The sequence below is a fragment of the Rahnella sp. PAMC25559 genome, assembly GCF_050632365.1.
Taxonomy (GTDB): domain Bacteria; phylum Pseudomonadota; class Gammaproteobacteria; order Enterobacterales; family Enterobacteriaceae; genus Rahnella; species Rahnella rivi.
In genome coordinates, this window is sequence record NZ_CP192543.1 from 1941928 (window position 1) to 1965794 (window position 23867).

General features: G+C 53.4%; 21 protein-coding genes. 15 read left to right on the forward strand and 6 right to left on the reverse strand.

The genetic code is table 11. The features are described 5' to 3' along the window. Positions 1–185: 185 nt before the first annotated feature. The 5 genes from phoB (at position 186) to proY (ending at position 6914) form a co-directional block, all read left to right on the forward strand. Complete coding sequence (gene phoB / locus ACQZQY_RS10180) at positions 186–875, forward strand: phosphate response regulator transcription factor PhoB (protein ID WP_056770970.1); 690 nt, start codon at positions 186–188, stop codon at positions 873–875. Between the two features lie 21 nt (positions 876–896). Next, on the forward strand, positions 897–2216 hold the full coding sequence (phoR, locus tag ACQZQY_RS10185) for a phosphate regulon sensor histidine kinase PhoR (RefSeq protein WP_056770972.1): 1320 nt from the start codon (positions 897–899) through the stop codon (positions 2214–2216). A 265-nt stretch (positions 2217–2481) separates the two neighbouring features. Beyond that, the gene (locus tag ACQZQY_RS10190) at positions 2482–3585 is read left to right on the forward strand and encodes a cobalamin-independent methionine synthase II family protein (protein ID WP_056770973.1); all 1104 of its coding nucleotides are present in this window, start codon (positions 2482–2484) and stop codon (positions 3583–3585) included. 442 nt (positions 3586–4027) lie between these two features. After that, on the forward strand, positions 4028–5347 hold the full coding sequence (gene brnQ / locus ACQZQY_RS10195; protein ID WP_056770977.1) for a branched-chain amino acid transport system II carrier protein: 1320 nt from the start codon (positions 4028–4030) through the stop codon (positions 5345–5347). A gap of 148 nt (positions 5348–5495) precedes the next feature. Next, positions 5496–6914 carry a proline-specific permease ProY gene (proY, locus tag ACQZQY_RS10200; protein ID WP_136374656.1) on the forward strand — a complete coding sequence of 473 codons (1419 nt, stop codon included), beginning with the start codon at positions 5496–5498 and terminating at the stop codon, positions 6912–6914. 70 nt (positions 6915–6984) lie between these two features. On the opposite strand, the gene ggt is transcribed toward proY, so the two are convergent. The 3 genes from ggt to ACQZQY_RS10215 form a co-directional block, all read right to left on the reverse strand. After that, positions 6985–8736 (reverse strand): gamma-glutamyltransferase, encoded by a 1752-nt coding sequence (gene ggt / locus ACQZQY_RS10205; protein ID WP_056770983.1) that lies wholly within the window; start codon positions 8734–8736, stop codon positions 6985–6987. 266 nt (positions 8737–9002) lie between these two features. Then, a complete protein-coding gene (locus ACQZQY_RS10210; protein WP_013576674.1) occupies positions 9003–9605 on the reverse strand; it encodes a peroxiredoxin C in 603 nt (200 codons plus the stop codon). A gap of 223 nt (positions 9606–9828) precedes the next feature. Then, positions 9829–10410: an ACP phosphodiesterase gene (locus ACQZQY_RS10215; protein WP_183848792.1), complete on the reverse strand. Its 582-nt coding sequence runs from the start codon at positions 10408–10410 to the stop codon at positions 9829–9831. A 132-nt stretch (positions 10411–10542) separates the two neighbouring features. Here ACQZQY_RS10215 and queA point away from each other — a divergent pair, with 132 nt between their 5' ends. The 5 genes from queA to secF all read left to right on the forward strand — a co-directional run bounded on the left by queA (position 10543) and on the right by secF (position 16205). Then, positions 10543–11613: a tRNA preQ1(34) S-adenosylmethionine ribosyltransferase-isomerase QueA gene (queA, locus tag ACQZQY_RS10220; protein ID WP_056770988.1), complete on the forward strand. Its 1071-nt coding sequence runs from the start codon at positions 10543–10545 to the stop codon at positions 11611–11613. Positions 11614–11724: 111 nt separating this feature from the next. After that, positions 11725–12849: a tRNA guanosine(34) transglycosylase Tgt gene (gene tgt / locus ACQZQY_RS10225; protein WP_056770989.1), complete on the forward strand. Its 1125-nt coding sequence runs from the start codon at positions 11725–11727 to the stop codon at positions 12847–12849. Between the two features lie 166 nt (positions 12850–13015). Then, complete coding sequence (gene yajC / locus ACQZQY_RS10230; RefSeq protein WP_056770992.1) at positions 13016–13348, forward strand: preprotein translocase subunit YajC; 333 nt, start codon at positions 13016–13018, stop codon at positions 13346–13348. A 27-nt stretch (positions 13349–13375) separates the two neighbouring features. Beyond that, positions 13376–15223, forward strand: coding sequence for a protein translocase subunit SecD (gene secD, locus ACQZQY_RS10235; protein WP_072158037.1), 1848 nt, complete (start codon positions 13376–13378; stop codon positions 15221–15223). 10 nt (positions 15224–15233) lie between these two features. Beyond that, positions 15234–16205 (forward strand): protein translocase subunit SecF, encoded by a 972-nt coding sequence (gene secF, locus ACQZQY_RS10240; protein WP_056770996.1) that lies wholly within the window; start codon positions 15234–15236, stop codon positions 16203–16205. Between the two features lie 67 nt (positions 16206–16272). Here secF and ACQZQY_RS10245 read toward each other — a convergent pair whose 3' ends face one another. Continuing rightward, positions 16273–16839 (reverse strand): DUF3251 domain-containing protein, encoded by a 567-nt coding sequence (locus ACQZQY_RS10245; protein ID WP_431297053.1) that lies wholly within the window; start codon positions 16837–16839, stop codon positions 16273–16275. A 158-nt stretch (positions 16840–16997) separates the two neighbouring features. Here ACQZQY_RS10245 and nrdR point away from each other — a divergent pair, with 158 nt between their 5' ends. The 5 genes from nrdR to thiL all read left to right on the forward strand — a co-directional run bounded on the left by nrdR (position 16998) and on the right by thiL (position 20772). Beyond that, on the forward strand, positions 16998–17447 hold the full coding sequence (gene nrdR / locus ACQZQY_RS10250; protein WP_056771003.1) for a transcriptional regulator NrdR: 450 nt from the start codon (positions 16998–17000) through the stop codon (positions 17445–17447). A gap of 9 nt (positions 17448–17456) precedes the next feature. Next, a complete protein-coding gene (gene ribD, locus ACQZQY_RS10255) occupies positions 17457–18605 on the forward strand; it encodes a bifunctional diaminohydroxyphosphoribosylaminopyrimidine deaminase/5-amino-6-(5-phosphoribosylamino)uracil reductase RibD (RefSeq protein ID WP_431297054.1) in 1149 nt (382 codons plus the stop codon). 126 nt (positions 18606–18731) lie between these two features. Next, positions 18732–19202 carry a 6,7-dimethyl-8-ribityllumazine synthase gene (gene ribH, locus ACQZQY_RS10260; protein WP_056771010.1) on the forward strand — a complete coding sequence of 157 codons (471 nt, stop codon included), beginning with the start codon at positions 18732–18734 and terminating at the stop codon, positions 19200–19202. A gap of 20 nt (positions 19203–19222) precedes the next feature. Further along, positions 19223–19636: a transcription antitermination factor NusB gene (gene nusB, locus ACQZQY_RS10265; protein WP_013576663.1), complete on the forward strand. Its 414-nt coding sequence runs from the start codon at positions 19223–19225 to the stop codon at positions 19634–19636. A gap of 164 nt (positions 19637–19800) precedes the next feature. Beyond that, a complete protein-coding gene (thiL, locus tag ACQZQY_RS10270) occupies positions 19801–20772 on the forward strand; it encodes a thiamine-phosphate kinase (protein WP_431297055.1) in 972 nt (323 codons plus the stop codon). 97 nt (positions 20773–20869) lie between these two features. Here the strand turns inward: thiL and ACQZQY_RS10275 are convergent, their stop codons facing one another. Both ACQZQY_RS10275 and dxs read right to left on the reverse strand, forming a co-directional pair. Then, entirely contained in the window at positions 20870–21844 is a 975-nt protein-coding gene (locus tag ACQZQY_RS10275; protein WP_122096014.1) for an aldo/keto reductase, read from the reverse strand. Positions 21845–21993: 149 nt separating this feature from the next. Beyond that, complete coding sequence (gene dxs / locus ACQZQY_RS10280) at positions 21994–23856, reverse strand: 1-deoxy-D-xylulose-5-phosphate synthase (RefSeq protein ID WP_056771021.1); 1863 nt, start codon at positions 23854–23856, stop codon at positions 21994–21996. Positions 23857–23867: the final 11 nt, after the last annotated feature.

A 23867-nucleotide genomic window follows, 5' to 3' on the forward strand; every position in this document is an offset into this window, starting at 1 on the left:
ATGGCGCAAAGTATAAACGCCGACGGGGGACGATGTCCTGAGAAAATCGGACGCATTTCAGCAAGATGGCTGTTAAATTGCCGGGTAATGAACCATCCTTTCTATTCATAAATCTGTCACAAAACTGACGCATAATGGCGCCCGCAATCAAATAAAAGATCGCTAACCTATTGGCAGGACCTACGATGGCTAGACGTATATTAGTGGTTGAAGACGAAGCTCCTATTCGTGAAATGGTGTGTTTTGTACTGGAACAAAATGGCTATCAGGCTGTTGAAGCTGAAGATTTTGATTCCGCGGTGGCCCAGCTGGTCGAGCCTTATCCTGAGCTTATCCTGCTCGACTGGATGTTACCGGGCGGCTCCGGTATTCAGTTTATTAAGCACCTTAAACGTGAAGCCCTGACCCGCGAAATCCCGGTGATGATGCTGACCGCACGCGGTGAAGAAGAAGATCGGGTGCGCGGCCTCGAAGTGGGTGCCGATGATTACATCACCAAACCGTTTTCTCCGAAAGAACTGGTTGCCCGCATCAAAGCGGTAATGCGCCGCATTTCTCCGATGGCGGTGGAAGAGGTGATCGACATGCAGGGGCTGAGCCTGGATCCTTCCTCTCACCGGGTGATGGCCAACGAGCAGGCGCTCGACATGGGGCCGACCGAATTCAAATTATTACACTTCTTTATGACCCACTCAGAACGTGTTTACAGCCGCGAACAGTTGCTGAATAACGTCTGGGGCACTAACGTTTATGTGGAAGATCGCACCGTGGACGTGCATATTCGTCGTTTACGTAAAGCGCTGGAAACCAGTGGACATGACAGAATGATTCAGACTGTCCGTGGCACGGGATACCGTTTCTCAACGCGTTATTAATCCCCACAGCGGAGAATCTGTGTGTTAGAACGTTTGTCATGGAAACGGCTGGCCGGCGAGTTTTTCCTCTTTTGCCTGCCAGCGATCATTCTCGGCATTTTTGTCGGCCATTTTGGCTGGCTTCTCTTTGCGTCGCTGCTGGCGGCGCTGGGCTGGAACTATTACAACCAGCTTAAACTCTCACATTGGCTGTGGCTTGACCGCAGCATCACCCCGCCAAACGGGCGCTGGAGCTGGGAGCCGCTGTTCTACGGGCTGAACCAGATGCAGATGCGTAACCGTCGTCGTCGTCGCGAATTAGGGCAATTAATTAAACGTTTTCGCAGCGGTGCAGAATCGTTACCTGATGCGGTGGTGCTGACCACCGAAGAGGGCAATATTTTCTGGTGTAACGGTCTGGCGCAGGAACTGCTCGGCTTTCGCTGGCCGGAAGATAACGGGCAGCACATCTTTAACCTTTTGCGCTATCCGGAGTTTCGTGCCTGGATCCAGGCCCGGGATTTCAGCCGTGCACTGAATCTTCAACTGAATAATGAGCATTACGTGGAGTTTCGCGTGATGCCTTATTCTGAAGGGCAATTACTGATGGTGGCGCGGGATGTCACGCAGATGCGTCAGCTCGAGGGCGCGCGACGCAACTTCTTCGCTAACGTCAGCCATGAACTGCGTACGCCGCTGACCGTTTTGCAGGGCTATCTGGAAATGATGGAAGACGCCAAGCTGGAAGAGCCGTTTCGTTCCAAAGCGCTGGATACCATGCAGGAGCAGACGCGACGCATGGATGGCCTGGTAAAACAGTTGCTGACGCTGTCGAAAATAGAAGCTTCTGCCAATATGGATTTGCACGAGAAAGTCGATATTCCGGTGATGCTCGGCATGCTGGAGCGCGAAGTGCAGACGCTGAGCGGCGGTCAGCATGAGGTTGTATTCCGCATAAACGACAAGCTGAAGGTCTTTGGCAACGAAGATCAACTGCGCAGCGCGGTTTCCAATCTGGTGTACAACGCGGTCAATCACACCCCGGCGGGCACCCGCATTGAAGTCAGCTGGCAGCAAACGCCGCACGGCGCGCAGTTCCAGATAAGCGACAACGGGCCGGGTATTGCGCCTCAGCACCTTCCGCGCCTGACCGAACGTTTCTATCGCGTAGACAAAGCACGCTCCCGCCAGACCGGCGGCAGCGGGCTGGGCCTGGCGATCGTCAAACATGCCCTGAGCCATCACAACGCCAGACTGGAAGTCATGAGCGAAGTGGGTGTCGGCACCCGCTTTATGTTTACGCTGGCGCCGCGGTTGATTGTTCCGCAAGACGCCGGTGCGCAAGCTTCCGTTAAGCCTTAACCCTCTCAAGCCTGTTATCTGCGGATTTCAGGCTTTCTTACTCTTCCAAATGAACATTTCCTCTAAATGAACATTCTTCCCACTAACGTGAATTTTATTCACGTCCCATGAAGATTCCTCTGTTGCTGATAAGCGTGCTGCATGACACTATCCAATCAAAGACGTTTAGACATCCAGATGTCTATATATAACGCAACGCAATTATTTACTTTGTAAATCATTGGTATTCCGCCATACGCCGCGGGGTGCCTAAAAGGAGTCATGCATGCAACGTACAACCCCTCCATTCCGCGCCGACGTTGTCGGCAGTTTCCTGCGCCCGCTGGCGATTAAAGAAGCGCGTAAACAGTTTCAGGCTGGCGAGATTGATGCCGCTCAACTGCGCGCTGTGGAAGACACTGAAATTCGTCGCGTAGTGGATTTGCAGCGTGAAGCCGGTCTGCAAGTGGTCACTGACGGCGAATTCCGCCGGGCGTGGTGGCACTTCGATTTCTTCGAAGGGCTGGACGGCGTGGAAGGTTACGACGCGGTGCAGGGGATCCAGTTCAACGGCGTACAAACGAAAGCACGCAGCATTAAAGTGGTCAGTAAACTCGGTTTTGGCGCACACCCGATGCTGGAAGATTTCCGCTTCCTGAAAAGCATCAGCGGCAGCGCGGTGCCAAAAATGACCATTCCAAGTCCGAGTGTGATGCATTTTCGCGGTGGCCGTGACGCTATCAGCAAAGAGGTTTACCCCGACCTGAAAGCGTATTTTGACGATCTGGCACAGGTTTACCGTGACGCCATCAGGGCGTTTTACGATGCCGGTTGCCGTTATCTGCAACTCGACGACACGGTCTGGGCGTACCTGTGTTCAGAAGATCAGAAGAAGCAAATCCGCGAACGTGGGGATTCTCCGGAAGAGTTAGCACGCACTTACGCAGACGTGCTGAATAAAGCCATCGCCGGGAAACCCGACGATCTGGTAATTGGTCTGCATGTTTGTCGCGGCAACTTTCGCTCCACCTGGATTTCAGAAGGCGGCTATGAGCCGGTTGCGGAGATTCTGTTTGGCGGCGTGAACATCGATGCTTTCTTCCTTGAATATGACAACGAGCGTTCCGGTGGTTTTGAGCCACTGCGCTTCATCAAAAAAGGCCATCAGCAGGCGGTTCTGGGATTGATCACCACAAAATCCGGCGAACTGGAGCTGGCGAAAACGGTGGAAGCGCGTCTTGCAGAAGCGGCTGAGTATCTGGATATCAACCAGATTTGCCTCAGCCCGCAGTGTGGTTTCGCCTCGACAGAAGAGGGCAACAGCCTGACCGAAGCGCAGCAGTGGGAAAAATTAAAACTGGTCGTCGATATCGCTGCGCGCGTCTGGTAAAGGTGTTACCGGTTATTTATTGACCTCATTAATCTGCTGGATATCGTGCGTGAAATTGCCCGTTCGTGGTGATTTCACGCACTTTTTGCCTTTTCGGGGCATATCTTGTGCTTACTTCGTTCAAAAATCATACATATCATATTGCGTGTTTGTGGCTGTATTTAGTGATAATCGCTGCTCTCAAGCATTAATCTGGTTGAAGACTCTGCTTTTTGGATCTCGGCTTGCCTTTCTGCGCTATAAACGTTTACCTTAGCCCCCGCTGTCGCTCGATACTCCCTGCATAACAACGTAATCATCTGCATATCATCAGGCGTTTTAGGCTCCTTCCGGCTTCATTTTGGTGCTCTCTGGCTTTGTTCGCCATTCATCCTTCTGACCGAGCAGCACGACGACAGCAACGGACACTTTATTCATTTGAACAGGCAACACGACACCAATCATGAGTACTCGTTTAACAAATAAAGATATTCTGGCGTTAGGTTTCATGACCTTCGCTTTATTCGTCGGGGCCGGAAACATTATTTTCCCGCCAATGGTTGGCCTGCAGGCCGGTCCTGAAGTCTGGTGGGCTGCTGCCGGGTTTATGATCACAGCCGTCGGCCTCCCGGTGATGACCGTCATTGCCTTGGCGCGTGTCGGGGGCGGTGTTGACGCCCTGAGCTCTCCGATTGGCCGTGGTGCCGGTATTTTGCTGGCCACCGTCTGCTATCTGGCCGTGGGCCCGCTGTTTGCTACGCCACGCACCGCGACCGTCTCCTTTGAAGTGGGGATCGCGCCGATGACCGGTGACGGCCCGCTGCCTCTGCTGATTTATAGCGTGATTTATTTTGCGCTGGTGATCGGCATTTCCCTGTATCCGGGCCGTCTGCTCGACACCGTCGGGCATTTCCTCGCGCCGTTGAAAATGGTTGCACTGGCTGCGCTGGGCGTTGCCGCACTGCTGTGGCCAGCCGGGCAGACAATGCCTGCGGTCGATGCTTATCAAACGGTTCCCTTCTCAAGTGGCTTCGTAAACGGGTATCTGACGATGGATACGCTGGGAGCGCTGGTGTTCGGGATTGTGATCGTCAATGCCGCCCGTTCACGCGGTGTGTCTGATGCTAAGTTGCTGACCCGTTACACAATTCTGGCAGGGTTGATCGCCGGTTTAGGTCTGGTGCTGGTTTATCTCAGCCTGTTCAAACTTGGCGAAAACAGTGCATCGCTGGTGCCTGGCGCGACCAACGGCGCGGTGATCCTGCATGCCTATGTGGCGCATACCTTTGGTGGCGTCGGCAGCTTCTTCCTCGGCGCGCTGATTTTCATCGCCTGTATGGTGACGGCGGTTGGCCTGACCTGCGCCTGTGCGGAGTTCTTTGCTCAGTACCTGCCGCTGTCTTACAAAACACTGGTGTTCATTCTGGGTCTGTTCTCAATGCTGGTGTCTAACCTCGGCCTGAGCCATCTGATTCAGATTTCAATTCCGGTGCTGACGGCCATTTACCCGCCATGTATCGCGCTGGTGGTCTTGAGCTTCACCCTGCGCTGGTGGAATAATACGACGCGCATCGTGGCGCCGGTCATGCTGGTCAGTCTGGTGTTCGGTATTGTTGATGGCATCAAAACCTCGGCCTTTGCTGATATCATGCCTGCCTGGACTGCGAACCTGCCACTGGCTGCACAAGGTCTTGCCTGGTTACCGCCGTCAGTATTAATGCTGGTGCTGGTGGGGATCTATGACAAAATCAGTGGCCCGCGCAGCGTCACGGCGCATCAATAATTATCGGGTGAAAGTTCCACAGTAGTTGAGTGAATTGTTCGCCAATCAGGCCACGGAAACCTTTTCCGTGGCTTTTTCATTGGCAGGGTGCAGGTGTTTTTTTGAATTGGCATTGTGATTTTTAAAATACAGAGACGGGTTAAGGTACATGCAAGAATCAGCTGAACAACCAACCGGGCAGCCAGAAGCGCCGGGCACGAAGCTAAAACGCGGTCTGACAACGCGTCATATTCGCTTTATGGCATTGGGATCAGCCATCGGAACCGGGCTGTTTTATGGATCGGCGGATGCCATCAAACTGGCAGGGCCCAGCGTATTGCTGGCATATCTGGTCGGCGGCATCATCGCCTTTATCATCATGCGCGCACTCGGCGAAATGTCGGTGCATAACCCGCAAAGCGGTTCGTTCTCACGTTATGCCCAGGACTACCTCGGGCCAATGGCGGGCTATATCACCGGCTGGACCTACTGTTTCGAAATCCTCATTGTGGCGATCGCCGACGTTACCGCCTTCGGCATATATATGGGCGTCTGGTTCCCGGATGTGCCGCAGTGGACGTGGGTGCTCAGCGTCGTGCTGATCATCGGCGCGATTAATTTAGTCAGTGTGAAGGTGTTCGGCGAGCTGGAGTTCTGGTTCTCCTTCTTCAAAGTGCTGACGATTATCATCATGATCGTGGCGGGTTTCGGCATTATCTTCTGGGGCATCGGCAATGGCGGCCAGGCAACAGGTATCCATAATTTGTGGAGCCACGGTGGATTCTTCAGCCAGGGCATCATGGGGACTATCCTGTCGTTACAGCTGGTGATGTTCGCTTATGGCGGCATTGAAATCATTGGTATTACGGCCGGTGAAGCGGAAGATCCGAAGAAGTCGATTCCGAAAGCCATTAACTCGGTTCCGCTGCGTATTCTGGTGTTTTACGTGGGTACTCTGTTTGTCATCATGTCGATTTTCCCGTGGAATCAGATCGGTACGCAGGGGAGTCCGTTTGTACTGACATTCCAGCATATGGGGATCACTGCCGCTGCGGGTATTCTGAACTTCGTGGTGATCACTGCGTCGCTTTCGGCGATCAACAGCGATGTGTTTGGCGTGGGCCGTATGTTGCACGGAATGGCAAAGCAGGGGCAGGCGCCTAAAATGTTCAGCAAAGTGTCGCGTCTGGGCACACCGTGGGTCACGGTGCTGGTGATGATGGCCGCGTTGCTGATTGCGGTTTACCTCAACTACATCATGCCTTCGAATGTGTTTTTGGTGATCGCGTCTCTGGCGACCTTCGCGACCGTCTGGGTATGGATAATGATCCTGTTCTCCCAGATTGGTTTTCGTCGCAAGCTGAGCAAGCAGCAGGTTAAAGAACTCGAGTTCCCGCTGCGTGGCGGCGTGTATACCTCGGTATTCGGGATTATCTTCCTGGTGTTTATCATCGGCCTGATTGGTTACTTCCCGGACACCCGCGTGTCGCTTTACGTCGGTATGGTGTGGGTTGCCGCCCTGCTGATAGGGTACGCCTTCAAGCTGCGTAATGACCGCAAGAAGCAGGCAGTGGCACTGAGCAAGTAAGCAAGCACTTACCTTTCGGTTAAAAAAAGCCCCCGATATCTTCAAGGTATCGGGGGCTTTTTGTTGTCAGTTAATAGCCGATGGCCGCGCCTGCTGGCCGCCGCACATCATTCGCGCCATAGAGATAACCTTCGCGAACCTTGCCTGATACCGCCGAGTCATTACCGGAAGTAGCAGAGGTGACACCTGCCGCGCCCGGTAAACCCACCATAATCAATTCCGTCGCGCCCCACGGCGTCTGTTCCACCATTTTATAGCCCATCTTTTGCAGGATGTTCAGGCTGTCCGGAGAAACGCCGCGCTGCTCGTAATACACTTCGTCCGGCAGCCATTGGTGGTGAATACGTGGTGCGTTCACGGCTTCCTGCGGTGCCATGCCGTGGTCGATGACATTCAGCGCGGACTGCAACGTAATGGTGATGATGCGTGAACCGCCCGGCGATCCCAGAACCATAAAGATTTTACCGTCTTTAGTCACCAGACTCGGGCTCATCGACGATAGTGGGCGCTTACCGGGGGCGATGGAATTTTTAACGCCCTGGACCAGACCGAAGAGGTTCTTCTCACCGACTTTTACCGTGAAATCATCCATTTCGTCGTTGAGGAAAAAACCGGTGCCGGGCGCGATCACCACAGAACCAAACAGACCGTTGATGGTGTAGGTGGTGGAGACGGCGTTACCCATTTTATCGACGATGGAATAGTGCGTCGTTTCCGGTTTTTCGTGTGGTTCCATGCCCGGCTGAACGGCAGTCGATGGGGTGGCTTTATCCGCTTCTATCTTCTTACGGATTTCTTCGGCGTAACTTTTGCTGATCAGACGATCGACAGGATTTTTCACAAACGCCGGATCGCCGAGGTAAGTATTACGATCCATGTAAGCATGACGCATGGCTTCGGTCATGACGTGAATCGACGCCGCTGAATTGAACCCCATGCTTTTCAGATCATAGCCTTCCACAATGTTGAGGATTTCGCACATCGTGACGCCGCCGGAGCTTGGCGGTGGCGCAGACACGAATTTATAGCCACGGTAGCTGCATGAAACCGGCGTGTCTTCGGTGACTTTATAATTTGCGAAATCTGCCGCCGTCAGGATGCCGCCGCCTTTTTTAGAGGCAGCTTCGACCGCCTGCGGAATTTTTCCTTTATAGAAAGCGTCCGGGCCGTTTTTCGAGATGGCTTCCAGCGTGTCGGCTAAGTCGGTTTGCACCAGTTTATCGCCGGGCTGCAACGCGCTGCCATCTTTGCGCAGGAAGATGCGCGCTGCTTCAGGATCCTCTTTGAAGCGATCGACCTTGGTGTCGAGGATATCGGTATCGGCGCGGGTCAGTTCGAAACCCTGACGTGCGAGTTTAATGGCCGGTGCCATGACCTGCTGACGTGTCAGCGTCCCGTATTCTTTCTGGACGGTATCCATGCCCAATACCGTGCCCGGCACGCCAGCCGCCAGATAGCCGTAAAGGCTTGCGCCTTTTTTCACATTCCCGTCGGCATCCAGGTACATATTGGCGCTGGCTGCTGCAGGTGCCATTTCCCGGAAGTTAATAAAAGTGTCTTTTCCGTCGGCCAGATGCACCGTCATGAAGCCACCGCCGCCAATGTTGCCACAACATGGGTTGACGACGGCTTGCGCGTAACCGACAGCCACGGCGGCATCAATGGCGTTACCGCCCATTTTCAAAATATCGACGCCGACCTGTGAGGCCAGATATTGCGAGGTGACGACCATGCCGTTTTTGGCTTCTACCGCAGGACTGGACGCGGCGTAGAGCGGCAGGCTGGTCAGCATGGTGAGCGCGATGAGTGATTTCCGTAACATATAGGCTCCTGTTTTAACCCTGTCTTTTAAGTCATAACCTTCAGGTTATTGTGTGATATCACTTTTTTTATGACGACTGTGTTCCGTTCGCCTGAGGAAATGATGCAAAGCGCACGCCATTGTGAACGAAACATGTCGTTTTCAGCGTAGACGTAAAAGAGGAGCGTAAGGAAAGGAAGGGGAAAAAATGTGATCCCGCCGGACGGCAGGCATAAAAAAACGGCCAGCAAAGCTGACCGTTATTGAACGTGAAATCCGTGAAGGGATTACAGGTTTGACGCGTTTTCAGACAGGTATTTAGCCACGCCATCCGGAGATGCGCCCATGCCTTTTTTGCCTTTTTCCCACTGAGCCGGGCACACTTCGCCGTGCTCTTCGTGGAATTGCAGCGCGTCAACCATACGCAGCATTTCGTCGATGTTACGACCCAGTGGCAGATCGTTCACTACCTGGTGACGTACAACGCCTTCTTTGTCGATCAGGAAGGAACCGCGCAGTGCAACGCCAGCGTCCGGATGTTCGATACCGTAAGCTTTCTGAATTTCGCGTTTGATGTCAGCAACCATCGCGTACTTAACAGGACCGATGCCGCCTTTCTCAACAGGGGTGTTACGCCATGCGTTGTGAACGAACTCGGAGTCGAAGGACACGCCTACCACTTCTACGCCACGATTCTGGAATTCTTCGTAACGGTGATCAAACGCGATCAGTTCAGAAGGGCAGACGAAAGTGAAGTCCATTGGCCAGAAGAAGATAACAGTTGGTTTGCCTGCAGTGTGTTTTTTGAAGTTGAAGTTTTCAACTACTTCGCCGCTACCAAGTACTGCTGCTGCGGTGAAGTCAGGGGCTGGGCGAGTTACCAGAACCATAATATTACTCCTTATGAAACCCAAAAGGGCGTCGTAGGTGAGAGGAAAGGGTGAACAAAACGACTGCCAGTATAGGGGCAAGCCCGAAGTGAATAAACCCCATCGCGCCAATCAATCAGATAGCATCCGGCTATCAGTTTTTGAAGTATGTCCCATCGTTATTTAACAACAGACACTTAATTGCAAAATATTGTGTTCACTCTCACAAATTCAACGCGGTTTGTCAGATTTGCCGGTCTTTCGCCTGTTGCATCATGACCGGATAAAACTGCCAAAAAAGCTGTTCGAGGGCGTCATAATTCAGTTCGATATCATGGAATGAGCCGGTCAGTGCACTGAGCTTTGGCCGGCGGCTGGCCATGCCGCGTAATACGTCACCTATAAAAGGCAGCGCGGCATAACGTTCCATCCAGCGTTCCGGCCACAGATAAGCATTCAGATTCTGGAAACGCTCAGGCATTTCAGGCAGCTGCGGTTCAATTTCCTGCTGACAATCGTCAAGAAAATCTTCCAGGGATTGCTGCGGATGAATGCTGGCCCAATGGCGGGAGAGAAAATGGTCCCACACAACGTCCAGAGTAATGGGCGATACGCGGCGAAAATCATCACGAAAATAACTGCGCGCAATTCTGACTTCCGGCAGGGAATCGGTGAGGGTATCGACGCGGCGGTGCATGCGGATCCCGCTGACGATGTCATCGGAATATTGCCCTTCAGGGTTGCCGCGAACGAAGTCCGCCAGCAGATTGCCTAACAAGGAGCTGTCGGCCAGAGAGGCCAGATGGAGGTGAGCTAAAAAATTCATTGGCCGAGTATAACGCAGTAAATGTGATCCCTGACAGGGTGGCCGCCTTTATTCGCGCAGAAGCTTGCAGGGGATGCCTCGTCCCACTAGACTAAGCCGCCTGTTTTTGTCGTTAAAGTGAAGTGAAAAACCATGCGTGTTGCCGATTTTTCTTTTGAACTCCCTGAATCCCTGATCGCCCGCTATCCGCAAACCCAGCGCAGCGGCTGTCGTTTGTTGTCTCTGGACGGGCCGGGCGGTGAGTTAACGCACGGCGTGTTCACCGATATTCTCGATAAAATCCTGCCTGGCGATTTGCTGGTATTTAACAATACCCGTGTGATCCCGGCCCGCGTGTTTGGCCGTAAGGTCAGCGGCGGCAAGATTGAAGTGCTGGTCGAGCGGGTGCTCGATTCGCACCGCGTTCTGGCGCACGTTCGCGCGTCCAAATCCCCTAAACCGGGTGCGGAATTGCTGCTCGGTGATAAAGAAGACATTAAAGCCACCATGGTGGCCCGTCACGATACGCTGTTTGAGCTGGAATTTAATGAAGATCGTGATGTCTTTACTCTGCTCAACGAAATCGGCCATATGCCGCTGCCGCCGTATATCGACCGCCCTGATGAAGATGCCGACCGCGAGCTCTATCAGACCGTCTACAGCGAACGTCCGGGTGCCGTCGCCGCGCCGACCGCCGGTTTACATTTCGATGAGCCGCTGATGGATGCGCTGAAAGCCAAAGGCGTGGAGTTCGCTTTTGTGACGCTGCACGTAGGCGCGGGCACCTTCCAGCCGGTGCGCGTGGACACTATCGAAGACCACATTATGCACGCCGAGTATGCCGAAGTGCCGCAGGACGTGGTTGATGCCGTGCTGGCGTGTAAAGCGCGCGGTAATAAAGTCGTGGCCGTGGGTACCACCTCTGTGCGTTCGCTGGAAAGTGCCGCGAAAGCCAGCGAAGATGCGCTGATTGCGCCATTCTTCGGCGATACTAAGATCTTCATCTATCCGGGTTATCACTATCAGGTGATTGATTCCCTGATCACTAACTTCCATCTGCCTGAATCGACGTTGATCATGCTGGTGTCGGCGTTTGCCGGTTATAAAAATACGATGAATGCCTACCATCAGGCAGTCGCAGAGCAGTACCGTTTCTTCAGTTATGGTGATGCAATGTTCATCAACCGTAACCCGCTGGCGCCGCAGGAAGTGGTCGGCCAGTAACGTTTTTGTAACTACCCGCCCGGACGCACTCGGTGTATCCGGGCTTTCTTTTCCGGGCGTGATGCCACGGACTTAACCTCATCAGACTGTTTCTCTGATGCTGGAGGCAATGTGAAGTACGAATTAAGCACTACCGATGGTCGCGCACGTCGCGGACGTCTGGTCTTTGAACGTGGCGTGGTCGAAACCCCGGCATTTATGCCCGTGGGCACTTACGGCACCGTAAAAGGCATGACCCCGGAAGAAGTTAAAGATACCGGCGCGCAAATCCTGCTGGGCAACACTTTCCACCTGTGGCTGCGCCCGGGTCAGGAAATCATGAAACTGCATGGCGATCTGCACGATTTCATGAACTGGCACGGCCCGATCCTCACCGATTCCGGCGGCTTTCAGGTGTTCAGCCTGGGGGCGATGCGTAAAATCAAAGAAGAGGGTGTGCATTTCCGCAATCCGATCAACGGCGATCCGGTCTTCCTGAGCCCGGAAAAATCCATGGAGATCCAATACGATCTCGGTTCTGACATCGTGATGATCTTCGACGAATGTACGCCGTATCCTGCTGACTGGGATTACGCAAAACGCTCCATGGAGATGTCTTTGCGCTGGGCAAAACGCAGCCGCGATCGCTTCAACGAATTGAATAATAAGAATGCTTTGTTCGGGATTATTCAGGGCAGCGTTTACGAAGATTTACGAGATGTATCATTAAAAGGGCTGGTAGATATCGGCTTTGATGGTTACGCTGTGGGCGGTTTGGCGGTAGGCGAGCCGAAAGAGGACATGCACCGTATCCTTGAGCACGTTTGCCCGCAAATCCCGGAAGACAAACCTCGTTATCTGATGGGCGTCGGCAAACCGGAAGATTTGGTGGAAGGCGTGCGTCGCGGTGTGGATATGTTTGACTGTGTTATGCCAACGCGTAACGCGCGTAACGGTCACTTATTTGTCACCGATGGCATCGTCAAAATCCGAAATGCCAAGTATAAATCTGATACGACAACGCTGGATGAACACTGTGATTGCTACACATGTCGCAATTATAGCCGCGCCTACTTGCATCATCTCGACCGTTGCAACGAAATTCTGGGTGCCCGTTTGAATACCATCCACAATTTGCGCTATTACCAGCGTTTGATGGCCGGTTTACGCCAGGCTATTGAAGAGGGTAAATTAGAGCTCTTTGTGACAGACTTCTACGAGCGTAAAGGCAAACCGGTTCCGCCTTTAAACTTCTGATTTCTTAGTCGTGTCGGCATCTCCGAAAGGCGGTGCCGATTTTATCATTTGTTGAGCCGTCATAATGGGGTATTGTGCGAGACGTTTCATCGCCAGACTCCATTTTGGAAATACGGTTTTTTTTACAACAACTATTTTGCTTCACAACAACAATGAGGGAATTTAAATGAGTCTTTTCATTTCCGATGCTGTCGCAGCTTCCGGCGCACCGTCACAGGGAAGTCCTTACTCTCTGGTTATTATGCTGGTGGTTTTTGGTCTGATTTTCTATTTCATGATCCTGCGCCCGCAGCAGAAACGTTCTAAAGAACACAAAAAACTGATGGATTCCATCGGTAAAGGTGACGAAGTGATGACCACCGGTGGCCTGATCGGTCGCGTAACGAAAGTGGCTGAAACTGGCTATGTCGTCATCGCACTGAACGACACTAACGAAGTGATGATCAAGCGTGACTTCGTGGCAGCTGTCCTGCCAAAAGGCACGATGAAGTCTATCTAATTTTCGATTTTCCCGAAGGGAACTGCCGTGTTAAACCGTTATCCTGCGTGGAAGTATCTGATGCTGATCGTTGTGGTCATCGTCGGGCTGCTTTATGCACTTCCCAACCTTTATGGTGAGGATCCGGCTGTTCAAATCACTGGTGCTCGGGGTTCCGACGCCAGTGAAGCAACGCTGGACCAAGTCCGTAACGTATTAGATCAAAGCAAAATCCAGATCAAATCAGTTGCTCTGGAGAATGGCGCTATTCTTGCCCGTTTCAAAGACACGGATGTACAGCTTCGTGCACGTGAAGCGCTGACTGAAGCGCTGGGCGACAAGTTTGTTATTGCACTTAACCTGGCACCGGCAACGCCGCGCTGGTTGAGCATGCTGGGCGCCGAGCCGATGAAGCTGGGCCTCGACTTACGTGGTGGTGTGCACTTCCTGATGGAAGTGGATATGGATACTGCGCTGAGTAAGCTGCAAGAGCAGACGATGGACAACATGCGCAGCGATCTGCGCGACAAGAATATTCCTTATGCCACGGTGCGTAAGCTCGACAACTATGGCGTTGAAGTGCGTTTTCGTGATGCTGCCACCCGCGATTCTGCGGTCAGCTACCTGAGCCCACGTCACCGCGATTTAGTGATCACCAACAGCGGCGATAACGCCATTCGCGTGGTGATGACTGATGCTCGCATGAATGAAGCCCGCGAGTATGCCGTTCAGCAAAACATCACCATCCTGCGTAACCGTGTAAACCAACTGGGTGTGGCCGAGCCGCTGGTACAACGTCAGGGTTCTGACCGTATCGTCGTTGAGCTGCCGGGTATTCAGGATACGGCGCGTGCGAAAGAAATTCTGGGCGCCACGGCGACACTGGAATTCCGTCTGGTGAATACCAATGTGGATGCCACAGCTGCAGCGTCTGGCCGCGTGCCGGGTGACAGCGAAGTGAAAAATACCCGTGAAGGCCGCCCGGTTGTCTTGTACAAACGCGTGATCCTGACCGGTGACCATATCACTGACTCCACATCCAGCATGGATGAGTACAATCAGCCGCAGGTTAACATCTCTCTCGACAGCGCTGGCGGTAACGCCATGTCTAACTTCACTAAGGATAACATCGGTAAACCGATGGCTACCCTGTTTGTGGAGTACAAAGACAGCGGTAAGAAAGATGCCAATGGCCGTTCAATTCTGGCGAAACAAGAAGAAGTTATTAACGTGGCGACGATTCAGTCACGTCTGGGTAACAGCTTCCGTATCACCGGGGTAAACGATCCGAATGAAGCCCGTCAGCTGTCTCTGCTGCTGCGCGCCGGTGCGTTGATCGCGCCAATCCAGATTGTTGAAGAACGTACCATCGGCCCGACCTTAGGGATGGAAAATATCAAGCAAGGTCTGGAAGCCTGTCTGGCAGGACTTGTGGTCTCAATTATCTTCATGCTGTTCTTCTATAAGAAGTTCGGTCTGATTGCGACCTCTGCGCTGATTGCTAACCTGGTGCTTATTGTTGGGATCATGTCTCTGATACCTGGGGCAACACTCACGATGCCGGGTATTGCGGGTATCGTATTAACCCTTGCCGTAGCGGTGGATGCCAACGTACTGATTAACGAACGTATTAAGGAAGAACTTAGTAACGGACGTTCAGTACAGCAGGCTATTGATGAAGGTTACAAAGGCGCGTTCAGCTCCATCTTTGATGCCAACGTCACGACGCTAATCAAGGTCATCATCCTGTATGCCGTCGGCACCGGGGCAATTAAAGGCTTTGCGATTACAACCGGTATTGGTGTAGCGACGTCAATGTTTACCGCAATCGTCGGTACTCGTGCCCTCGTAAATCTGTTGTACGGCGGCAAGCGCATCAAAAAGCTGTCTATCTGAGGAGTGCGTTGTGGCACAGGAATATACTGTTGAACAATTAAACCACGGCCGTAGAGTCTATGACTTTATGCGCTGGGATTACTGGGCTTTCGGTATCTCTGGTTTCCTGTTGATCCTTTCTATCGCCATTATCGGTGTGAAAGGTTTTAACTGGGGTCTGGATTTCACCGGCGGTACGGTTATTGAAATCTCGCTGGAAAAACCTGCGGATTTGGACATGATGCGCGCTTCGCTTGAGAAATCAGGCTTTGCAGAACCGCTGGTACAGAATTTTGGTAGCAGCCGCGACATCATGGTTCGTATGCCACCGACTAAGGGTGAAACAGGCGGCCAGGAACTGGGTGCTAAAGTTCTTAGCGTGATTAACGAAACGACCAGCCAGAATGCCCAGGTGAAACGTATCGAGTTCGTCGGCCCAAGCGTAGGGGCTGATTTGGCGCAAAATGGTGCGATGGCGCTGTTAGTGGCATTGATCGCTATCCTGGTTTACGTCGGTTTCCGCTTCGAGTGGCGTCTGGCGGCAGGTGTTGTTATCGCGCTTGCTCACGACGTTGTGATCACCATGGGTGTGCTCTCGTTGTTCCATATCGAGGTTGACCTGACCATCGTTGCTTCACTGATGTCGGTTATCGGTTACTCGCTTAACGACAGCATCGTCGTATCGGACCGTATTCGTGAGAACTTCCGCAAGATCCGTCGCGGGACATCTTACGAAATCTTTAACGTGTCGTTGACCCAGACGTTGCACAGAACATTGATCACATCCGGTACCACGTTAGTCGTGATCCTGATGCTGTATTTGTTTGGTGGTGCATTGCTGCGTGGTTTCTCATTGACCATGTTGATTGGTGTTTCAATCGGTACGGCTTCATCGATATATGTTGCTTCGGCGCTGGCCCTGAAACTGGGTATGAAGCGTGAACACATGTTGCAGCAAAAAGTGGAAAAAGAAGGTGCAGATCAGCCTTCGATTCTGCCTTAATCTGCTGATGGTTCAGTGATCAAAAAACCCCGCGCTGCGGGGTTTTTTTTGCCTGAAATTCGGGATGTTATGGCTGAACGGGTGCGGCAGAAGGCGGTACCGTGGCGACAATATTGTGCAGATGGACAAAGCCCAGCGTTTCCATGGTGACCTGACTGAATTTCACCTCGAAGGTTTTCACCGGTCCGGGCAGCAAATCCGCTTCCACGTTAATGTTTTGGGTTTGCATATCGACGGTCAGCGGTTTGCCGGTGACCGGATCCAGCTGGCCCCAGCTCAGTGACGCGGTAAATGGCGGCAGCGGATTGCCGGCATCGTTTTTCACTTCTAACACCGCTTGTAACCCGCTGGCATCCGGTGCCACGCGCAACAACGTCACAGTCAGCTCACCCAGATCACTTTTCAGCAGGGCAGGGCTCTTAGCCGCAGGCAGCAAATAGACGCCATTGCTGGACTGCCGGTTCAGCGTGGTTTGCTGTTCAAGTGCGACCGCCAAATCGGTCAGCCGTTGCAGTTTCTGATTCAGCTGACCCACTTCCGATTTCAATTCCGGCAGCTGTGGATTTTGCTGCGCGCAGCCCTGCAGGCTCAGCAACGTGGCGCCGATAAGCCAAAGGCGAGGGTGTTTCGTCATATCAGAGATTTCCTTTCTTCTGCCCGATGTAACATCCGTCCGGGCACTAATAGAGAGCCTAAGTTTAACCCGATGTCGATGAAAGTAGCGACAGCCTTTGTTGTCTGCACACTTCGGGTTAAACTGATGTCCAATTGAGTTCGCGATCAGGAAGTGCTATGCATTGCCCATTTTGTGCTGCTGTTGATACTAAAGTGATTGATTCCCGCCTGGTGGGTGACGGATCGCAGGTCCGCCGTCGCCGTCAGTGCCTGGTGTGCCATGAACGTTTCACCACTTTTGAAGTGGCGGAACTGGTGATGCCGCGTGTCATTAAAAGCAATGAAGTCCGCGAACCCTTCAACGAAGATAAATTACGCGGCGGCTTACTGAAAGCGCTGGAAAAACGGCCGGTCAGTTCTGACGATGTTGAAACCGCCATCAGCCACATTAAGTCGCAACTGCGCGCCACCGGCGAGCGTGAAATCCCCGCGAAGATGATCGGCAATCTGGTGATGGATGCCCTGAAAGGGCTGGATAAAGTGGCCTACATTCGTTTCGCATCGGTCTATCGCAGCTTTGAAGATATTCGTGAATTTGGTGAAGAGATCGCCCGTCTTCAGGATTAAGGAAAACTGATGTTCCCCGAACAGCCTGCTGCACCACAATCTGCTGAATTACCCTCCGATGAACGTTTTATGTCGCGCGCTTTCGAGCTGGCGCGTCGCGGGCGTTTCACCACCACACCGAATCCGAACGTCGGTTGTGTCATTGTCTCCGGGGGTGAAATCGTCGGTGAAGGCTACCATTTGCGTGCCGGTGAGCCTCATGCCGAAGTCCATGCGCTGCGCATGGCCGGTGAAAAAGCCAGAGGCGCGACCGCCTACGTGACACTTGAGCCGTGCAGCCATCATGGCCGCACGCCGCCTTGTGCCGATGCTTTACTGGCGGCAGGCATCACCCGGGTTGTGGCAGCGATGCAGGATCCTAATCCGGAAGTTGCCGGGCGAGGGTTATACCGTCTGAAGCAAAATGGCGTGGATGTCAGCCATGGGCTGATGCATTCGCAGGCGGAAGCCGTCAATCTTGGCTTTCTGAAACGCATGCGCACCGGTTTCCCTTACGTACAACTGAAAATGGGCGCATCGCTGGATGGCCGAACGGCGATGGCCTCCGGCGAAAGTCAGTGGATCACCTCGGCGGCGGCGCGCGCTGACGTGCAGCGTTTTCGCGCAGAAAGCTCAGCGGTTCTGAGCACCAGCGCCACGGTGCTGGCCGATAACCCCTCGCTGAATGTGCGCTGGCGCGAACTGGGCAGTGATGTGCAGGCCGTTTACCCTGAGCAGAGCCTTCGCCAGCCGCTGAGAATTATCCTCGACAGCCAGAACCGCGTGACGCCACAGCATCAGCTGGTGAATTTACCCGGCGACGTTCTGCTGGCCCGTCTTGAAAAAGATCAGCTGGCCTGGCCTGATTCCGTTGAACAATGGTGCGTTCCGGGACGCGAGAATCGCATCGATCTGGTCCTGCTTATGATGCAACTGGCGAAACGTCAGGTAAATTCCATCTGGGTGGAAGCCGGCGCTCAACTTGCCGGGGCCTTATTACAAGCGGGTCTGGTTGATGAATTAATCGTTTATATGGCGCCTAAGTTATTGGGTGATAATGGCCGCGCACTGTGCGAACTGCCCGGATTGCAGCATCTGAAAGATGCGCCGGAATTCGTTTTCAGTGATGTCCGGCAGATTGGCCCGGACCTGCGTTTACGTCTGAAGCCGGTGTACTGAGCATTTTACTCCTCCTCTGTTTGCACGGGTTTGAAAAGCCCGTGTCCAGACAGGGTAATTTTATGATAGAATCCGCCCCCCTGCGGCTGGGGTTGAGAAACTCCTGAACCCACTTTAAGGAAAACTATGAACGTTATTGAAGGTGTTGTAGCCACGCCTAACGCGCGCGTAGCGATCGCGATTGCTCGTTTTAACAATTTCATCAACGACAGCCTGCTTTCCGGTGCTATTGATGCGTTGAAACGTATTGGTCAGGTCAGCGATGACAACATCACCGTAGTCTGGGTCCCGGGCGCATACGAATTGCCTCTGGCAACCCGCGCTCTGGCTGAAAGCGGAAAGTACGACGCCGTTGTTGCGCTCGGTACAGTGATCCGCGGGGGCACAGCCCACTTTGAATTCGTCGCGGGCGAATGCAGCTCTGGCCTGTCCAGCGTTGCCATGAACAGCGAAATCCCGGTTGCCTTTGGTGTGCTGACGACAGAAAGCATCGAACAAGCCATTGAACGCGCAGGGACAAAAGCCGGTAACAAGGGTGCAGAAGCTGCACTGACCGCGCTTGAAATGATTAATGTTATCAAGGCTATTAAGGCCTGAATCTAGTTAAGGGGAAATCCGTGAAACCTGCTGCTCGTCGCCGCGCCCGTGAATGTGCCGTTCAGGCGCTTTACTCCTGGCAGTTGTCGAAAAATGACATCGCCGATGTTGAATTAGAATTCCTGACCGAGCAGGATGTCAAAGATGTAGACATTGCCTATTTCCGCGAACTGCTGGCTGGTGTAGCAAACAGTGCAGAGAAACTCGATGCATTGATGGCGCCATACCTGTCACGTCAGCTGGATGAATTAGGCCAGGTGGAAAGAGCGATCTTGCGTCTGGCTCTGTTTGAGCTGAGCAAGCGCCAGGATGTCCCTTATAAAGTGGCCATCAATGAAGCGATCGAACTGGCGAAAACCTTCGGCGCTGAAGACAGTCACAAATTTGTGAACGGTGTGCTGGACAAAGCGGGCCCGCATATTCGCAAGAAATAATGTCAGCAAGGGTCAGCCCGACGGATAAATGATCACACTCATTTTCACCCGATTACTGACTTCGTTGATACTCTGGTGATGTCACCTCGCTTATCCTTTGTGTGACACCCTTCTTAAGGCCGGTTTTCCGGCCTTAAGTCATTCTAACGATTTGGAATTGTATTATGGCATCCGGCGAATTTGACGTAATCAATCGCTACTTTAACCGGTTCAGAACCGCCAGACAGGATGTTCAGTTAGGCATTGGTGATGATTGTGCCTTACTGACGGTTGGCGAAAAACAACTCCTCGCCGTCAGCACTGATACGCTGGTCGAAGGCATCCATTTCCTGAAAACCATTTCTCCGGCCGATCTCGGCTACAAAGCGCTGGCGGTGAATCTCAGTGATTTAGCGGCAATGGGCGCGGATCCTGCCTGGGTTTCTCTCGCGCTGACGCTGCCCGAGGTCAATGCTGACTGGCTACAGTCTTTCAGTGACAGCTTGTTCGAACAACTCAATTACTACGGTATGCAACTGATTGGCGGTGATACCACCCGCGGTCCGTTGAGCATGACGTTAACCATTCAGGGGCTGGTGCCGGTCGGTCGCGCATTGACGCGTTCTGGTGCCGGTGTGGGCGACTGGATTTTCGTAACGGGTACGCTGGGCGACAGTGCCGCGGGTCTGGCCGTTGTGCTGGAACAGCTGAACATCACTGATGATACAACGCGTGAGTTCCTGCTCAAACGCCATCTGCGGCCTTCGCCGCGCGTTCTGCAAGGTCAGGCGTTGCGTGATTTAGCGACGTCGGCTATCGATCTCTCCGACGGGCTGATTTCCGATTTGAAGCACATTCTGAAAGCCAGTGATTGCGGTGCGCGCCTGGATCTGGATGCCATTCCGTTCTCTGATGCCATGAAGTCACTCGGCGATACGGAACAGGCACTGAAATGGGCACTGACCGGCGGCGAAGATTACGAACTGTGCTTCACCGTGCCGGAAATCAATCGCGGCGCGGTGGACGCGGCGCTGAGTCATCTTGGCGTTGATTTTACCTGCATCGGCCAGATTGCTCCCCTTTCCGAAGGCCTCAAACTGATGCGGGCCGGTTCACCGGTGCAACTGGAATGGCAGGGTTTCGACCATTTTGCCTGAGCCGATGTTCTGACGGTGTGTAAGAAGTAAAAAAGGCGCTGCATGTTGATTCTGCAGCGCCTTTTCTGTTTTTTAACCTGAGAGAGATTCGCCCGTTTTACTCAAATCCGACAGCCTGATGCGGCACATAAGCCATTTCAAGTTCGGCGATTTCTTCAATCGACAGTTTGATGTTCAGCGCAGCAATCGCATCGTCGAGATGGGCAGGGCGGGAAGCGCCGATGATAGGGGCGGTGATCACATGTTTGCTGAGGATCCACGCCAGCGCGATCTGCGCACGCGGAACACCGTGATCTTCCGCGATTTTACCCACACGTTCGGCTATTTTACCGTCGGCTTCATCCGTGGCATCGTACAGCGTGTTGGCAAAACTGTCAGACACCGAACGGGCGGTGGTTTCTCCCCATGGGCGCGTAAGCTTACCGCGCGCCAGCGGACTCCACGGCAGAACCGCGATGTTTTCTTCCAGGCACAACGGGTACATTTCCTTCTCTTCTTCACGCTGGATCAGGTTGTACTGATCCTGCATCGAGACGAAGCGCGCCCAGCCATTTTGCTGCGAAACATCCAGCGCCTGCTTAAACTGATGGGCATGCATGGAAGAAGCGCCGATAAAACGCGCCTTACCGGCCTTCACCACGTCATTGAGTGCTTCGAGCGTTTCTTCAATTGGCGTGTTGTAATCCCAGCGGTGGATTTGTAGCAGATCGACATACTCCATGCCGAGGCGGCGCAAACTGTCGTCGATAGATTGCATAATCGACGCGCGGGACAATCCGCCTTCCAGGCCGGTAATCGGATAAAACACTTTGGTGGCGACGACGATCTGGTCGCGTTTCGCGAAGTCTTTCAGCGCCCGCCCGACGATCTCTTCGCTGCTGCCATCGGAATAGCTGTTGGCGGTATCAAAAAAGTTAATGCCTGCATCCAGCGCCTGTTTAATGATTGGGCGGCTGCTTTCTTCAGGTAAGGTCCAGGCATGTCTGCCGCGATCCGGTTCGCCATACGTCATACAACCCAGACACAGTTGCGATATTTTCAGACCGGTTTTTCCCAACGTGGTGTATTGCATTGCATCTCTCCGTAAAAGCCTGCGTGATAACCGGCAGGCGTTAAAAAATGATTAGCATGCTTAACTGTAGCTCACAGAATGGCGGGATTGGGGAAGACAGGAGGATGTGGGGAAAGAAACCCCTCTTTCAGGCGAAAGAGGGGAAATGATCAGGCCAGCCAGTCGGTGATTTGACGGTCAATACCTTCGGCATCGAGCCCGACATCATGACGGATTTCGTCTTGTGTGCCCTGTGGCACAAAGTGGTCCGCCAGACCGATATTCAATACCGGCACTAACATGCGTTTTGCCATCAGCAGCTCATTCACACCGCTGCCTGCGCCACCCATGATGGCGTTTTCTTCCAGCGTCACCAGCACTTCATGGCTTGCCGCCAGTTCGAGAATCAGTGCTTCGTCGAGCGGTTTAACAAAGCGCATATCCACGACGGTGGCATTACGTTTCTCAGCCGCTTCCAGCGCATCCGGCAGCAACGTACCAAAGTTCAGGATCGCCACTTTTTCACCTTCGCGACGCACAACACCTTTGCCCAACGGCAGGGATGCCAGCGGTTCGCAGGTTGCACCGGTGCCACTACCGCGCGGATAACGCACGGCCACCGGGCCGCTGTTGTGATGATAGCCGGTATGCAACATTTGGCGGCATTCGTTTTCATCGCTTGGCGTCATGATGATCATATTCGGAATGCAGCGCAGGAATGACAGGTCGAACGCACCCTGATGGGTCTGGCCGTCGGCACCGACGATACCGCCGCGATCGATGGCAAACAGCACCGGAAGATTTTGGATCGCCACATCGTGGATCACCTGATCGTACGCCCTTTGCAGGAAAGTCGAGTAGATCGCCACGATCGGTTTGTAGCCGCCAATCGCCAGCCCTGCGGCAAACGTCACGGCATGCTGTTCGGCGATGGCAACGTCGAAATACTGCTGCGGATACTCGCGGGAGAAGCGCACCATGCCGGAGCCTTCGCGCATCGCAGGCGTCACGGCCATCAGTTTGCTGTCTTTGGCGGCAGTCTCACACAGCCAGTCGCCAAAGATTTTCGAATACGTTGGCAGGCCTTCTTTGCCTTTAGGCAAAATGCCGGAAGCCGGATCGAATTTTGGCACCGCGTGCCAGCCGATCGGATCTTTCTCGGCCGGCGCGTAGCCTTTGCCTTTTTTCGTCATGATGTGCAGCAACTGCGGACCTTTCAGGTCACGCATGTTTTTCAGCGTTTGCACCAGCGCCACCACGTCGTGACCGTCCACCGGTCCGATATAGTTAAAGCCCAGCTCTTCAAACAGCGTGCCCGGCACCATCATACCTTTCAGATGTTCTTCGGTACGGCGCACCAGTTCTTTGATCGGCGGGATGCCGGAAAGGACTTTCTTGCCGCCTTCGCGCAGATGGGAATACAACTTACCCGACAACAATTGCGCGAGATGATTATTCAGCGCGCCGACGTTTTCTGAAATCGACATTTCATTGTCGTTAAGGATCACCAGCATATCGGGCTTAATATCACCGGCGTGGTTCATGGCTTCGAATGCCATACCGGCGGTGATTGCGCCGTCACCAATCACGCAGACGGTGCGACGGTTTTTACCTTCGCGTTCGGCGGCAACGGCCATGCCCAAACCGGCGCTGATGGAGGTCGAGGAATGTCCGACGGAAAGCGTGTCGTATTCGCTTTCACCGCGCCACGGGAAAGGATGCAAACCGCCTTTCTGACGGATGGTGGAAATCCGGTCACGGCGTCCGGTAAGAATTTTGTGAGGATAGGCCTGATGGCCGACATCCCAGACGACGTGGTCAAACGGCGTGTTGTAGACATAATGCATGGCGACGGTCAGTTCAACCGTTCCCAGACCGGACGCGAAGTGCCCGCTGGACTGGCTGACGCTGGCCAGTAAATACTGGCGCAGTTCGTCGCAGAGCCTGGGCAGGCTCTCTTTAGGAAGTGAACGGAGATCTTCAGGATTCTCCGCCAGCGCCAGTGTCGGGTATTTGGCTAATTCAAGACTCATCAGTTGCTCAT

Bases quoted from the DNA above. Each gene is read 5' to 3' on its own strand.
- phoB (WP_056770970.1), top strand. From the start codon at position 186: ATGGCTAGACGTATATTAGTGGTTGAAGACGAAGCTCCTATTCGTGAA.
- ACQZQY_RS10190 (WP_056770973.1), top strand. From the start codon at position 2,482: ATGCAACGTACAACCCCTCCATTCCGCGCCGACGTTGTCGGCAGTTTC.
- brnQ (WP_056770977.1), top strand. From the start codon at position 4,028: ATGAGTACTCGTTTAACAAATAAAGATATTCTGGCGTTAGGTTTCATG.
- proY (WP_136374656.1), top strand. From the start codon at position 5,496: ATGCAAGAATCAGCTGAACAACCAACCGGGCAGCCAGAAGCGCCGGGC.
- ggt (WP_056770983.1), bottom strand. From the start codon at position 8,736: ATGTTACGGAAATCACTCATCGCGCTCACCATGCTGACCAGCCTGCCG.
- ACQZQY_RS10210 (WP_013576674.1), bottom strand. From the start codon at position 9,605: ATGGTTCTGGTAACTCGCCCAGCCCCTGACTTCACCGCAGCAGCAGTA.
- ACQZQY_RS10215 (WP_183848792.1), bottom strand. From the start codon at position 10,410: ATGAATTTTTTAGCTCACCTCCATCTGGCCTCTCTGGCCGACAGCTCC.
- queA (WP_056770988.1), top strand. From the start codon at position 10,543: ATGCGTGTTGCCGATTTTTCTTTTGAACTCCCTGAATCCCTGATCGCC.
- yajC (WP_056770992.1), top strand. From the start codon at position 13,016: ATGAGTCTTTTCATTTCCGATGCTGTCGCAGCTTCCGGCGCACCGTCA.
- ACQZQY_RS10245 (WP_431297053.1), bottom strand. From the start codon at position 16,839: ATGACGAAACACCCTCGCCTTTGGCTTATCGGCGCCACGTTGCTGAGC.
- nrdR (WP_056771003.1), top strand. From the start codon at position 16,998: ATGCATTGCCCATTTTGTGCTGCTGTTGATACTAAAGTGATTGATTCC.
- ribD (WP_431297054.1), top strand. From the start codon at position 17,457: ATGTTCCCCGAACAGCCTGCTGCACCACAATCTGCTGAATTACCCTCC.
- ribH (WP_056771010.1), top strand. From the start codon at position 18,732: ATGAACGTTATTGAAGGTGTTGTAGCCACGCCTAACGCGCGCGTAGCG.
- thiL (WP_431297055.1), top strand. From the start codon at position 19,801: ATGGCATCCGGCGAATTTGACGTAATCAATCGCTACTTTAACCGGTTC.
- ACQZQY_RS10275 (WP_122096014.1), bottom strand. From the start codon at position 21,844: ATGCAATACACCACGTTGGGAAAAACCGGTCTGAAAATATCGCAACTG.
- dxs (WP_056771021.1), bottom strand. From the start codon at position 23,856: ATGAGTCTTGAATTAGCCAAATACCCGACACTGGCGCTGGCGGAGAAT.